This is a genomic window from Streptomyces sp. NPDC037054 (assembly GCF_055606745.1).
This window is the reverse complement of sequence record NZ_JBVJSJ010000012.1, coordinates 201904-215601: the sequence shown is the minus strand read 5'-3', so window position 1 is coordinate 215601 and position 13698 is coordinate 201904. Positions and strand designations below refer to the sequence as shown.

Sequence of the window (13698 nt, the reverse complement as noted above, 5' to 3'; positions counted from 1 at the left end):
CACCCGGTCCGAAGAGCCCGGCGCGGTTACGAGCGGCCGCGCGGCTTGCCCCGCCGGCCGCCCTTCGGGGCGCCCTTGGGAGTGGCTTTCGGGGCGCCCTTGGCGGTGCCCGACGTCCTGCGGGCACCGCTGCCCTTGGCTCCCGCCTTGCCGCTGCCGCCCTTGCCGGCGCCCGTCCCGCGCGCGCCCGCGCGGCCACCGGCGCCCGGCTTCCGTTCGGCCGGCTTCTGCCGGGCGTCCGGCCCGGGCCGGGCCCGGCCCCGCGTGCTGTTGACGGTGCGGCCCCGGACGATGCCGATGAAGTCCTCCACCTCGTCGGTGGTCGCCGCCTCCGGCCAGGACAGCGCGACCCGCGACTCCGGGGCGTCGGCCAGCGGCCGGTACGTGAGGTCCTTGCGGTGGTGCAGCCGCGCCAGCGACAGGGGGACGACGAGCACGCCGATGCCGGCCGCGACCAGTTCGACGGCGTCCGCGGTGGTCGCGGGCCGCTGCAGCGCGGGCCGGCCGGGCAGGCCGCGCTCCCCGTCCTCCCAGTCGAGGACGTCGTCCAGGGGGTGCAGCACGATGTCGTCGGCCAGGTCCTCGAAGGTGACCTCGTCGGCCGCCGTCACGAGGTGGTCCTTGGGCACGACGACGACCGTCTGCTCCGTGTAGAGCGGGATCGCGCTGAGGACCGTACGGTCGACCGGCAGCCGGACCAGGCCCGCGTCCGCACCGCCGCCCACCAGCAGGTCCCGGGCCTCGGCGGCGGGCGCCTGGAGCAGGGTCAGCGGGGTGTCGCGGTGCCGTTCGTTCCAGACGCGCCGCCACTTGTCGGGCGTCACACCGGGTACGTACACGAGCCGGAACGAGGGGGTTTCTGCCGAGCCTGTCACCGGGCCAGGCTACCGGGCGTGGTCGGGAACCGGTCACGCGCTCGATACCCTGGTCGGCATGAAGTCGCACCAGAGCACCCAGACGATGAAGCCCGCGACAGCGGCGAAGAAGCTGGGTGTGTACCTCGAGGCCACCCCCGCCGAGTTCCGTGAGGGTGTCGTCTCGCGCGCCGAGCTGAACGCCCTGCAGACCGATCCGCCCGAGTGGCTGCGGGAGCTGCGGCGCACCGGCCCGCACCCGCGCCCGGTGGTGGCGGCGAAGCTGGGCGTGTCGATCTCCGGGCTCGCGCGCGGCGGCGTCACCGAGCCGCTGACCACCGAGCAGATCGAGGCGCTGAAGGAGGAGCGGCCCGAGTGGCTGGAGCGGGAGCGCGCCACGCAGGCCGAGGTCCGCAAGGAGGCGGCGCGCCTGAAGGAGAAGCAGGAGCAGTCCGGGCAGGACGACGCCCCGCGCGGCTGACACCTCTCGCCGTGCCCCTCCCCGGTGCCGCACCGGGGAGGGGCACGACTGTGTTCACTTGCGCCGGGCGGGCACCTTCAGCCGGTCCCAGCTGGTCCTGCCGGGGATGCCGTCGGCGTCCTTGCCGGTGAAGCCGAGCTTGTGCTGCCAGGCCGCGTACGAGCGGCGGTCGGCCTCGGTCCACTCGGGGCCCGGGCCCTCCTCGTAGCGGCTGCAGCCCTCGGCGACCAGGCGGCGGCCCATCGCGGTGATGATCGAGGAGTTCTGCCCGACGTGGAAGAACGCCGAACCGGGGAACGGCTCGTACGACGGCTTCGGCGCGGGCTTCGGGTCGGGGTCCTTACCGCCGCCTCCCCCGCCGCCCTTCAGCCGGTCGGCGATGCGTTTGCGCATGCCGTCCATGGTGAAGCCGCGCGGGTCCGTCTTGCCCGGCTGCCACTCCTTGTGGCCGATGACGGACCGCTCGCTCCAGCCGTGGTGGCGGCATATCGCGGCGGCGGCCTTCTCGATGGCCTCCTTCTGCGCCTCGGGCCAGGGGTCCTTGCCGTCGCCGAGGTTGACGCACTCGAAGCCGTAGAAGTGCCGGTTGCCGTCGGTGTCGGCCTCGTTGTCCGACGGCAGCCGCGTCTCGTTGATCACGGCGCGCAGGACGTCGCCGTCGCCGAGTCCGGCGTGGTTGGCGCGGCCGTTGCCGACGAGGTGGATGTGGCCCTTCTTGTCTATGACGCCGTGGCACAGGGGGCCCGGCAGGCCGGAGTAGCCGTTGTAGCAGATGTCCACGGACGCCTCGGTGCCCGAGGTGACGGTGTGGTGGATCATCACGCCGTTCACGGGACCCCAGGGGCCTTTGGTGTTGCGGTTGTGGTTGCGCCAGTTGCGCACCTCGTGGACCGTGAGGCCCTCGGCGCGCAGGATCTCCACCATCTTGGACGCGCTCAGCGGCTTCGCCATCACTCGTCTCCTTCCGCCGCGGCCTCGGCCTCGGCCGTGGTCTGCGACCTGCCCGCCGAGGGGTCGGACTCGGCGGCCAGTTCCTCACGTCGGGCCTGTTCCTCCGCGGCGAGGGTCGCCTCGTCGGCCGCGGGCACGCTGCTGGCCAGCGGGCCGAAGGCGCGCCGCAGGTCGACGGCCCCGGCCTCGCCCTTGACCAGGGCCAGCGGGGCGAAGTGGCGGGCGATGCCGGCGGGCGCCCGCAGCAGGGGGCGGCGCGCGGCGTCGGACGGCCACTCGACGGCGCCGGTGGCGGTGCGGGCCGGGACGATCCAGTGGTCGCCGGTGCGGTAGGTGCCGCCCTTGGCGAAGTACACCTCGACGCCGTCCTCCAGGTGCAGCCACTCCCCCTCTTCCAGGCGGACGGCGCCGTCGCGGAGGGCGGCGGTGCGGCCCTTGCGGCGCGGGCCCTCGTGCTGGTCCCAGCGGCGCAGGAAGGGGTGCAGGTGGGGCAGGCGTCCGACGGCCCCGTCGGGTTCGCCGGACAGCCGCACCCGACGGCCGGGCAGGTCGAGTTCCTCGACCCGCAGCAGCGGCAGGGGTTCGAGCCGGGAGGCGTAGGCGGTGTCGACGAACTCGACGTGGTCGCCGACGTCCAGGTCGAGCTTGTCGTCGTGGCCGAGGGTCGCCAACTCCACCCAGGTGCCGTCGACTTCGTCGACCGGGAAGACCACCGAGCCGTTCTCGCGGGACCACTTGAAGGTGGCCTCGCCGGCCTCGCCGCCCGCGTGGACCTCCACCCGGTACAGCTGGTTCTCCGGGCCGCGGTAGCGGGCATCGGGCTTGACCAGGCAGGGGTCCTCGTCGGCGTGGTCGGGACGCTCGCTGCGGGCGGCGAGCCGGGCCGTGGGCGCCGCCTGCCGCTTCGCCCAGTCGTCGAAGGCGGCGCGGACGACCTCCTTGGACGGCTCCGCGTCCTCGATGCGCAACTCGTCGAGGGAGAGCGGCAGTACCTGCCAGACGACCTTGACGCGGGCCGCGGTGTCGGGCATCGCCGCGCCGAGCGCGACCTCGCGCAGCGCCGGGTCCTCGGCGGCGGTGACCGAGCGCTCCCACACCTTCAGGTAGACGACGAACGGCGCCTGGGCGGGCGAGGGCAGCCGGTCGCCGGGCTTCTCCGGGTCGCGGAAGCCGTCGGGCTGGTCCCAGTACGTCCAGTGGGCGGGCGGCCCGGCGGCTTCCGCGCCGTCCTCCTCCGCGTCGTCCCCGTCGGGCACGGGCACGCCGGGCGCCGGGCGGGTGGCGTCGCACAGGATGCCGTTGACGTAGTAGCGGCCGCCGTGGATGTGCAGGGTGTCGAGGTCGTGCTTGCCGCCGACGTACTCGATGCGGAAACCGGCGGCGTCGCGCGGGCCGCCGTAGGGCCCGATGAGGTCGGCGGCGAGGGTGCGGGCCTGGTGGAGCTGGATCGCGGTCTGTTCGTTGAGGTCGGCGTCGAGCTGGACGCGGCCCTGCTGGGCGACGACCGCGGAGTAGTGCCGCTCCGGGCGGAACGTGAAGCGGGAGAGGTCAGCGTGCATGTATGGGGTCCCCCTGGTTCGGGAAGGTGCGTGCGGGTTCGGTGGCTCGGCGGTCGCTCACGTCACGAAGAAGATCCCGGCGTCGGTGCCGGCCGGCGTGTACTCCGCGAGCCGGGCCCGCAGGCCGTCCTCGCGCTGCGGCCGGTACAGGTCGTGGAAGGCGCCCATCTCGGCGCCGTCGTCCGCGCCGCGCCGGATCTCCTCGGGGCACCGGTCGGCGAGCAGTCCGTACCAGGGCGTGCCGTAGCGCTGCGACGTGAACAACGGCCGTACGCGGCCCGCCTGTCCGGGCCCGGCGAGGTCCGGTTGGCAGCGGTGGCGGCGCGGTGTGCGGGAGCCGGCGAGGACGGAGCAGTACCGCAGGCAGCCGATGCCGCGCCGGGCCACGTGGAGGCGCCCGGTGAACACCGAGTTCTCGGCGATCTTCACGGCGTGGGTGTGGATCTCGCCGATGACGGTGGTGCGGTGCAGGTGGAGCACGGCGTGGGCGTGCCGGCAGTCGGGGGCGGAGAGCGCCTCGCGGTCGTCGGCGGTGGCGTCGAGGACGCTGTCGCGGATGTGGATGGCGAGGGGGTCCTCGCTCACCTCGTCACCGATGACCTCGATGGTGCCGAGGATGCTGTGCTCGACCTGGAGGCAGGCGGTGGTGCGTTCCAGGACGACGCTGGGCTCCTCCGGCGAGTGCGGCTCGCACTCGGGCTCCAGTGACCAGCCCGGTACGAGGGTGCAGTGCCGCAGGACGACCGAGCCGACGGGTCCGGTGACGTTGATGCCGCGTCCGGCGACGAGCAGGCCGTCCAGGACGATGCCCGGCCGTTCGTGCGGGGCGCAGTCGTCGGACACGGCGCGGATGTTGAGAGCGTCGGGCCGGTTGCTGTACCAGTCGAGCAGGCGGATCACCGGCCGGGTGCCCTCGGCGGCCCGCACTTCGAGCCGGTCGCCCGGGTCGAGGTCGAAGTCGAGCTGCTCCTGGTAGGCGCCGCTGTGCGTGATCTCGATGATGCCGGCGGGCCCGGTGCGGTCGGCGCGGCGGTCGTGCTGCCAGGCCCGGTAGGCGTCCATGATCTGCCGGTACGGCTGTCCGGGTCCGACGCGGTAGACCTCGGCGTCGGGCCGCGGCTCGCGGTCGCGTTCGTACTCGCCGCCGCCCATGTCGGCGGCGAAGGCGTAGTGGTGGTCGACCCACACGCCCTGCCGGGGCGCGGTCCGTGAGCCGAACGCGATCCGCCCGAGTTCGGGGTCGACGGCGACCTGGTTCCGCTTGGGCCGGTAGCGCCAGTCGGACAGGTCGGCGACCACGATGTCGGAGGGCGGCACGGGCCGGTCCTCGCCGTCGCGCCGGATGACGAGGCTCTTGCCCGGCCCGTAGTAGTCGAGGAGCCGGTCGTGCAGCAGGCGGCGGGTGATGAACGCCGGGACGTTGTCGACGGCGGCGGTGTGCGCCGGTGAGGGCTCGGGGAGCGCCTTGGTGACCAGCGGGGTGTCGTTGCCGAGGATGGAGAAGGTGTACAGGTTGCGGGCGCGGTCGATGCAGTAGGCCGGGGACCGGGTCAGCGAGTACGGCTTCAGCCGCCACACGAACAGGGCGACGCCGGCGGGGGTCCAGCCGCCCTGCCGGCGGCGGGAGTCGGCGCGGCGCACGTCGACCGTGCGGGCGGTCGATCCGAACGGACCGCCCTGGAGGGCGAGTTCGGCGCTGTCGCGCAGGTCCGCCAGTCGGCCGCGGTCGCCCCGCCGCCCGGTGCCGTAGAGCCGGACGGGCTGGGTGTGGGCGACCTGCCGGGACAGTTCGACGGCCCGCGCGGGCCAGTCGGCGACCTGCTCGGACAGTTCCTCCAGCAGGTGCAGGGTGCCCTTGCGGCGGCGGCTCGCCACCGTGCCCGCCACGTCGCGGCGCGGCGCGACCGCCTCGGCGAGGGCGGCCCGGCCGCCGTCGTGCAGGCCGGTGGTGAGGACGCGTTCGTAGCCGGGCAGGGTGCGGTGGCCGACGAGGTCGCCGAGGTAGGGCAGCACCCAGGGCGCGGCGGTCTCCACGAACAGGTCCTCGTAGCCCTGTTCGACGCCGTCGCGGACCCGGTCGAGCTGTTCGGTGATCACCGCGAGGAGGGCGCGCAGCGGCTCGCCCTCCTCGGCGTCGCGCAGGCGGTGCCAACGGGGCAGCAGCGCGGCGAGACCGTCGGGGTCCCTGGGCACCGCCGGGGCCGGTGTCACGGACTCGGTGTCCGGGGACATCACTTGACCTCCGTAAGGATCAGGGTGTCGGCGGCCCGGGGCGACAGCAGGGCGAGCTGGGCCGGGCGGATGCCGCGGAAGACGAACACCGACCGGCCCCTGGCGAGGCGCCGGGTGTCGGTGATGTCGGGGTTGAGGCGCAGGAATTCGGCGAGCGGGATGCCGTACCGGGCGCAGACCGACGACAGCGTCTCGCCGTCGGCGTCGCGGACGGTGTGGACCTTCTCGTCGTACGTCGCCGGGCGGGCCGGGACGGTGGCCCGCGGGGGGCCGGGGTCGGCGAGCAGGGCGGTGAGCTCCTCCGGGGTGGCGGAGGAGGGCACACCGGTGAACACGTCGACGTCGACGTGGTCGACGCCGGGCACGGTGTGGGCGGCGGCCAGCACCTCGGACAGCCGGGCCGGCCTGCCCAGTTCGCGTCCGTCGAAGCCGAGCCGGCGCAACAGGGCCTGCCGCAGGCGCGGTTGGACGACCTCCCAGGTGTGGTCGGGTGCCACCTTCACCTTGGCGGCGAGCAGCAGCAGGACCAGTTCGCGGGCGTCCACGCGGACCGGCAGGTGGGGGTCTCCGTACTCGGTGAGCGCGCCGCGCAGCGCGCGCAGGGTGGCGGAGTCCCCGGCGACGGGGACGTCGTCCGTGCCCGCGACCGTCACGTGCAGCACGCGCCGTCGTCCGTCGAAGAGTTCGCGTGCGGCGGCCCGGCCGATGCCGGCGCGGGAGCGGGCGAAGTCCTCGTAGTCGGCGGCGGACACCAGCCGGTCGAGGGCCGAGACGGCCAGCGGGATGGTACGGCGGGTCAGGCCGGGGCCGTCCGCGTCGGCGCCGCCGGTCGCGGGCCGCGGGTTGGTGACGGCGGTGACGCCGAGCGGGCGGGTGAGGGGCTGGGTGACGCGGTCGGCGGGCACGTTGGCGGCGCGGCCGGTGCCGAAGCGGTAGCGGGCGCGGACGTTCTCGTGGCCGGTGGGCAGGCGGGCGCCGTGCACGCCGTCCCCGAAGGTGACCGTGGTGCGTCCGCCGGCGGTGGAGCCGGTGATGTAGACGCGTTCGGTGGGTCCGCGTCCGGCGAGGCTGTCCACCTCGTGCCACAGCACGCCGTCGACGCGGATCTCCAGCACCGGTGTGGCGCCGAGGGGGTTGTCGTCGGCGAGCCAGGTCAGCGGGGACTGCCACAGGGCGAACGTCTGGTTGACGCGGTCGGAGTCGCCGCTGCCGATGGCCTCCTCGCGGCTCTCGCCGTGGGTGGCCTCGACGACGTTGCCGAGGATGCGTACCGTCTCGCGCCGGTAGCGGTGGGCGAGGTCGGCGGTGAGCGTCAGCCTCGTGTGGACGTGGTCGCCGGGCAGGTGCGGGTCGACGGCCGGTTCGGCGGCGGCGACGGTGACCACCTCGGTGGCGCTGACGCCGGCCGCGCCCGGGACGTCGGACCGCTCGCCGGTGACGACGAGGGTGCGGCCGGGCCGCAGGCCGTCGTACAGCTCGGCGAGTTCGATCTCGTTGCCGTGCACGTCCTCGCCGAGCGGCTCGTCGGCCAGGCGCAGCGGCTCGCCCGCGGCGTGCACGGTGGTGTCGCGGATGTGGGACAGCAGGACGTCGAACTCGTCCAGCCACGGGTCGGCCAGGGTGAGTTCGGTGCCGCGGCCGGTGATGCCGTAGTTGGTGCAGACGGCGGTGCGGGCGGCGACCACGCGGGTGGTGACGAACGCCAGTCCGGGGTCGCCGGGGACGCCGTCGTCGGCTCCCTTGGCGGGTCGCTGCACGGCGACCCAGCTGCCGACGGTGATGCCCTCGTGCACGGTGTCCAGTTGGAGGACGCGGCGGTTGACGGGTTCCGGCTTGGTGGCGATGACGATCTCGACGTTGGGCTCGGTGCTGCCCACCGTGTACTTGAGGCCGATCTCGTGGTCGCCGTGCGTGAACTGCTCGTTGGTGCCGGGCCGGAGGGTGACCTGCTCGGAGGTGCCGTTGTGGATGCCGACGTGGACGAGGCCGTCGGCGTCGGGCCGCGACACGAAGACGGTGCGTTCGGGCAGACCGGAGTGGAGGCGGGCGGTGACGCCGGGTTCCTGGGAGTCGGTCGGGCGCCGGTTGAGCCAGCTCAGGTCGCGGTCCTGTCCGGAGCGCACCGACAGGTCGACCCGGCCTGGGCCGAGCGTGAAGGCGACCGGCCGGGCGACGGGCAGGTTCTCCGCGCGCTGGTCGGAGCTGCTGCCCTCGACGTACTGGAACTCGGCCCGCACGGGGGTCTTGCCCGTCGTGTCGTAGACGACGCGCATGCTCGCCAGCACGGCGCCGGTCAGCGGCCAGTCGGCGGTGCGGATGACCCGGCCGCGGTCGTCCTGGACGGGCTTGAGCGGGGCCGTCGCGCCGAAGGGGGCGGCGGTGACGCGCATGGCGAGCAGTTCGCGCAGGAGCTGCGGCGTGCCGGGGGCGGCCGCCGTGCGCCAGGCGGGGTAGAGGCTGCCGAGGCCGGGGTCGAGGGCGGACAGCAGGCGGGCGGTGTCGGTGCCGGGGCGCTGCGGTCCGAGGGCGCCCCGGGGGGCGGGTGCGCCGCCGCGCAGGGCGGGGAGGACGGCGCCGAGGGCGCGGAGGGCGGCCTCGTGGGGGTTCTCGGCCGCTGCTCTGGTGGTCGGTGCCGTCTCGGCGCCTTGCGCCGGCGCCAGTTCGAGGGCCCGCTCGGCGAGTTCGGCGAGAACGGCCTCCAGCTGGGCGAACCAGCCCGCCACGTCCTCGTACGGTGTGGCCAGGACCTGCGCCTCGCCGAGGCGGGCGACGGGTTCCGCGAGACGGGCCGCGAGCCGCTCCGGGGTCCCGGCCGTGTCGAGGTCGGCACGCAGCGGGGCGAGGACCTGGTCCTCGAAGTCCTCGATCAGGCGGCTGACCGGGCGGGGATTGGGCACCTCGGGGGTGGCCGGTTCGTCGCCCGGCTCGCCCGGTGCCCCCGGGTCGGCGGTCCAGCGCCGCACCTCGTCGACGAGCTCCTTCAGGGTCGGCGGGGCGGACCGCGGCAGGGAGATCGCGGTGACGTCGTCGTCGCGGTCGACGCGGGCTCCGGCGACGGGCAGCAACAGCCGTTCGCCGCCCGCCCGTTCACTGAAGACGAAGAGCAACTGGTCGCCGGTGCGCAGGGCGGCGGAGGTGCCCGCGACGAACAGCGCGGAGCGCCTGGCCAGGTCCTGCGGGGTGACCGGGGAGGGCCTGCGGCGACGCACCTTCAGCTCGTTGAAGTCCCAGCGGGCGGTCAGGTCCCGGCTGGTCTCGAAGGTCAGCGACTCCTCGTCGGCGGACGCGGGCACGCTGTGGCTGCGGGCGCCGCGCGGCACGACGACGGGCAGCGCCTCGGCGCGCGGGTCGCGTTCGAGGGTGTACGCCAGGTGGGTGGTGGCGGCGACGCCGGGGCGCGGCCGGTGTCCGACGAGCCGGCCGAGCAGCACCAGGGAGCGGTGCTCGTTCGCGGTCCGGACATAGGCCTCGTCGGCGATCCGCTCGGAGTGGAAGGTGAGCAGGTCGCCGAGGACGGCGGTGGCGTCGAGCAGGCCGATGGCCGGGTCGTCGGGCGTCCGGACGGTCAGCCCGTCGAGGGCCGGGTACGCCGGTGAGGCGAGGCGGTCGAGGAGCGCGGCCAGGAAGGAGCCGTACTCGCCGACGCGGTAGTCCAGCGCGGTGCGGCCGGGCGGGTTGTGGAGCGGGGCGGGCGCGAGCCGCTCGTCGTGGCCGCCGCGGCAGGCCCCGCCGCAGGCGCACTCGTCGGTCGCGGTCATCGGGTGCCTCCCAGGGAAATCGCCAGCCGCCCGTTCTCCGGCCGGTCCGGGTCGTTGTCGCAGGTGGCGATCTCCAGCGGGCCGAGCCGCAGCACGCCGTCCTCCCGTTCTCCTCGGTCCTCATCGAACAGCCGCCGCAGCCGGGTCACTTCGACGCCGTCCACGCCGGGGACGGCCGCCGCCGCGGCGACCAGGCGGCTGAGCCGCACCGGTTCGCCGAAGGTGAGCGCGTCCGGGTGGAAGAAGCCGAGCCGACCGCCGGGCAGCCGGCCGTTGCCGAGCACGCGGTACAGCTCGGCGAGGATCTGGCCGTGCTGGTGGCCGGGCGCGGCGCACACGGTCAGCGCGATGTCGAGCGCCACGTGGCGGGCGGGGCCGACGACGAGGTCGTGGCCGATGCGCCGGTACGTCTCCAGGGCCTGCGTCACGGACGCCAGCAGGTCCGGAGTCGGGGCGCCGGCGCCGTGCGCGTCGATCGCGACGTGCGCCTCCTGGACGCTGCCGGTCCAGCGCAGGGTCGCGGCGGCCCGCTGCACGCCGGGCAGGGCGGAGGCGAGCGCCGCGTAGTCCTCGGCGGTGACGGCGCGAAGCCGGGTGCGGCGCAGGTCGAGCGGTGCCAACTGGCGTACCTGGTCCACCGGTTCGGGTTCGGTGCCGCCGGTGGCGGGCAGCGGGTTGCGGACGGCGGCGATGGGCGCCTCGCACGCGCCGCGCACGACGAGGTGGTTGATGGCCTCCGCGCCGACGTTGCCCGCGGTGCCGCCGCCGAGCCGGTGGTGCAGGGCGAGCCGGGCGCCGGGCGCGGGCCGCGCGCCGTGCCGGCCGTCGCCGAAGCGCAGGGCGAGCCGGCCGTCGTCCTGGAGTTCGCCGACGAAGTGCCGCTCGCGGGGGCCGCTGTCGAGTAGGTCGCGGCGCGGCTCCCAGGTCTCGTCCCGGTCGCCGTCCACGACGCGCACGGCGGGCAGCGCCCGGCGCGGGTCCTGGGCGAGGGCGGCGCTCGCGGGGCCGCGCAGCGCCTTCTCGTCGGGGTGCAGTCCGGCGGCGTGGTCCGCGCCCCAGCTGTGCGCGATCTCCCAGGCGATGTGCCCGTCGAGGACGGTTCCCGCGCGGGCGCGGGCGGCGAGGATCTCGACGCGGCGCAGCTTGGCGTCGAGCAACCGGTCGCTTCGGTGCAGGAGTTCGCGCAGGGCGCGGACCGGGTGGCGGCGCAGTTCGAGGCGTTCCAGGACGTCCAGGCCGTAGATCACGGCGAGTTCGGCGATCTCGGCCTCGCCGAGGCCGTCCCGGTCGCAGGCGCTGCGCCACAGCTCGACGAGGCGCCGGCGGACCCGGCCCGGGATGGCCGCGATCCGCTCGGCCTGGCCGCGCGCGACGGCGGCCGGGTCGGGGAACGGCACGGCCTGCGTGACGGGCGCCCGGCCGAGGACGGGGCGGAAGCGGGGCACGAGGCCCGGGTACACGGACTGCGCGAGCAGGGTGCGCAGCGCGGCGGCCTGGGCGTAGGCGGTACCGGGCACGACGCGTTCGTGCCGCTGACCGGCGCGCTCCAGGCCGAGGCCGGCGCGGACCACGGCCGACTCGCCGACGACGTCGAAGAGTTCGCGTACGTCGTCCGGGACGAGGGTGCGGCCGTCCTCCGTCCGGTCGGTGAGGGCGTTGATGAGGCGGGCGGGCGCGTTGCCCTCCCGGGGGTCGGCGCAGCCGAAGGCGGGCGGGTCGCAGGGCGCGACGACGGCGGGCACGGGCGGCACGGTGACCGTCTCGGGCAGTCCGGTGAGGGTGCGTCCGTGGTCCACGAGGACGACGTTGCCGCGGACGAGGGTGACGTCCTCGACGGGCAGGCAGTGGCGTCCGCCGCGGGTGGTGAGGCAGAACGGGAAGCGCAGGGCGTCCTCGGCGGCCCAGGTGACCTCCAGGACCGGCTGGTCCTCGATGCGGTCCACGCCCGGGGTGACGGAGGTGAGGCGGACGGCCTGGCGGTGGGCGGGGTCGGCGTCGCCGGGGGTGCCGGTGCGCGGCCCCTTGACCTCCTCGAACACGACGACGTCGCCGGGCCGCAGGGCGAGGCGGCGGTCCCGGCAGGTCTCCTGGTCCACCCACTCGTCCCGCAGGGTCGCCGAGGTGGTGCCCGCGGGCAGCGCGCACACCTCGCCGCCCCACGTCCACAGCCGTATCGCGTTGTGCGCGGCCCTCAGCTCCAGCGGGTCGGCGGCGACGACCGGTTCGAAGACCTCGACCGAGCCGCGCTCGTCCAGGTCGCCGAGTTCGTTCTCGTCGATGACCGTGCCCGGTTCGGGGCGGTCGTGCGGGTCGAGGCTGCGGACGTCGACGGACGCGAAGCGGAACGTGCCCGGCGCGAGCGTCTGGTCGTCCGCCGTGCGGACGGTGACGTAGGCGCGGGCGTTGCAGCCGTCGTGCATCGCGTAGTCGATGAGGCGGACGTGCCGGCGCACCGAGACGCGGCGGCGCGCGGTGTCGAGGTAGGCCTCGGTGGCGACGGCGTCCTGCTGGTAGCTGATCCGGTCGCCGGTGTACGCGAGGAGTTCGACCAGGGTGGTGCCGAGGTCGGCCGGATTGCGCTCGGCCCAGTCGGGGGTGGTGAGTGCGAGCCGGTCGAGGAGCAGTTTGCGGATGGTGTCGTAGTCGCGGGCCGTGTAGTCGATGACGGGCGCGCTCGGGAAGCCTTCGGGCTCCCGCTCGTCCTCCTTGCAGTCGAAGGGCGTCGGGCAGTCGGGCCGGAACACGAACGTGGCGCTGTGGTAGCGCTGGTCGAAGCCGCGGTAGGGCTCGGTGCCGGGCCGTCCGTACGGGTCGGTCTCGACCAGGGACAGCCGGTAGCGGGAGGTGTCGCCGGCCTTGTCGACGGTGACGTGGAGCCGGTCGTCGAGTTCCGGGTCGTCCTCGCGTTCGACGCTGAGGTCCACGGCGGTGATGCCGGTGATCCGGCGGCCTCCGTCGATGCGGACGTTCTCCGGCGCGAGGCCCTGGGGCGCCTTGCCGAGGAACGTGACGGTGAGCAGCAGCCCGTCGTCACTCACCTCGACGGCGTCGATGCCGTTGAGCTGCGCCGCACGCGCCTTGGCCCGGCGGGACGTGGTGGTGCCGGTGGTCACGCGGCCCTCCCTTCGAAGACGTCGTCACGCCGGGCGCCGGTGGCGCGGACGACGTACGACAGGTGCACGCGGACGAGGTTGTCCTCGCTCGCGACGTCCAGGGCCTCGACCTCGATGAGGTCGCCGAGCCAGCGCTGGAGCGCGGCCTGCACGGACAGCTCCAGGGTGCTGATCAGCTCCGGGCTGTTGGGCGCGAACACCAGGTCCAGCAGCCCGCAGCCGAAGTCGGGGCGCATCACGCGCTCGCCGGGGCTGGTGAACAGCAGTTGCTCGACGAGGTCGTGGACGTGTTCGCCGTGGTGGGCGTGCGCGGTGCGTCCGCGTCGGTCGGCGCGGAACGGGAACGCGATGTCGGAGCGGGGCCGGGGGGCCCGGCCGGTGGGGCCCGCCGGACGGCTCGTCGGACTGCTCATCGGACCGTGACCTTTCGCTGCGCGGCCTGGACGACGGGCGGCCCCTGCGGGACGAGGGCCGCGGTGAGGCACTGCGCCGCGGACGTGTCCAGCAGCACCGGCCGGCCGTCGACGGTGACGCCGGACTCCTCGGCGGCGGCCCAGCGGACCGTGACGCACGGCGAGGGCACGCCGTGCACGGTGTGCGGGCAGCCGGTGACGACGTACTGGTGGGCGGCCGTCGCGACGGCGGCGCCCGCGACCCGCACACCCCCGGCGGGTTGTCCGGCGGCGGTGACGCGGCCGCCGTGCGGGCAGCCGATCACGGCGTCGGAGACGAGCAGACTCCCGGTCAAGG

General features: G+C 74.9%; 9 protein-coding genes. 1 reads left to right on the top strand and 8 read right to left on the bottom strand.

Going from position 1 to position 13698, the window contains the following annotated elements; translation table 11 throughout:
- Positions 1 to 26: 26 nt before the first annotated feature.
- Positions 27 to 875 carry a LysR family transcriptional regulator substrate-binding protein gene (locus ACZ7D7_RS26735; RefSeq protein ID WP_470827523.1) on the bottom strand — a complete coding sequence of 283 codons (849 nt, stop codon included), beginning with the start codon at positions 873 to 875 and terminating at the stop codon, positions 27 to 29.
- A gap of 58 nt (positions 876 to 933) precedes the next feature.
- On the opposite strand from ACZ7D7_RS26735, the gene ACZ7D7_RS26730 reads away from it, so the two are divergent.
- On the top strand, positions 934 to 1335 hold the full coding sequence (locus tag ACZ7D7_RS26730; protein ID WP_470827522.1) for a DUF5997 family protein: 402 nt from the start codon (positions 934 to 936) through the stop codon (positions 1333 to 1335).
- A 54-nt stretch (positions 1336 to 1389) separates the two neighbouring features.
- Here the strand turns inward: ACZ7D7_RS26730 and ACZ7D7_RS26725 are convergent, their stop codons facing one another.
- From ACZ7D7_RS26725 to ACZ7D7_RS26695, 7 genes are read right to left on the bottom strand one after another with little or no spacing between them, the layout of a single operon-like run.
- On the bottom strand, positions 1390 to 2286 hold the full coding sequence (locus ACZ7D7_RS26725; RefSeq protein WP_470827520.1) for a peptidoglycan-binding protein: 897 nt from the start codon (positions 2284 to 2286) through the stop codon (positions 1390 to 1392).
- Complete coding sequence (locus ACZ7D7_RS26720) at positions 2286 to 3845, bottom strand: DUF6519 domain-containing protein (protein ID WP_470827519.1); 1560 nt, start codon at positions 3843 to 3845, stop codon at positions 2286 to 2288. Before ACZ7D7_RS26720 ends, ACZ7D7_RS26725 begins: the two co-directional genes overlap by 1 nt.
- Positions 3846 to 3902: 57 nt before the next feature.
- Entirely contained in the window at positions 3903 to 6077 is a 2175-nt protein-coding gene (locus ACZ7D7_RS26715; RefSeq protein ID WP_470827518.1) for a hypothetical protein, read from the bottom strand.
- The gene (locus ACZ7D7_RS26710) at positions 6077 to 9835 is read right to left on the bottom strand and encodes a putative baseplate assembly protein (RefSeq protein ID WP_470827517.1); all 3759 of its coding nucleotides are present in this window, start codon (positions 9833 to 9835) and stop codon (positions 6077 to 6079) included. The genes ACZ7D7_RS26715 and ACZ7D7_RS26710 overlap by 1 nt, the downstream gene beginning before the upstream one ends.
- A complete protein-coding gene (locus ACZ7D7_RS26705) occupies positions 9832 to 12948 on the bottom strand; it encodes a putative baseplate assembly protein (protein ID WP_470827515.1) in 3117 nt (1038 codons plus the stop codon). Before ACZ7D7_RS26705 ends, ACZ7D7_RS26710 begins: the two co-directional genes overlap by 4 nt.
- Positions 12945 to 13361 carry a GPW/gp25 family protein gene (locus ACZ7D7_RS26700; protein WP_470827513.1) on the bottom strand — a complete coding sequence of 139 codons (417 nt, stop codon included), beginning with the start codon at positions 13359 to 13361 and terminating at the stop codon, positions 12945 to 12947. Before ACZ7D7_RS26700 ends, ACZ7D7_RS26705 begins: the two co-directional genes overlap by 4 nt.
- Positions 13358 to 13696 carry a hypothetical protein gene (locus ACZ7D7_RS26695; RefSeq protein ID WP_470827512.1) on the bottom strand — a complete coding sequence of 113 codons (339 nt, stop codon included), beginning with the start codon at positions 13694 to 13696 and terminating at the stop codon, positions 13358 to 13360. The genes ACZ7D7_RS26700 and ACZ7D7_RS26695 overlap by 4 nt, the downstream gene beginning before the upstream one ends.
- Positions 13697 to 13698 lie beyond the last annotated feature (2 nt).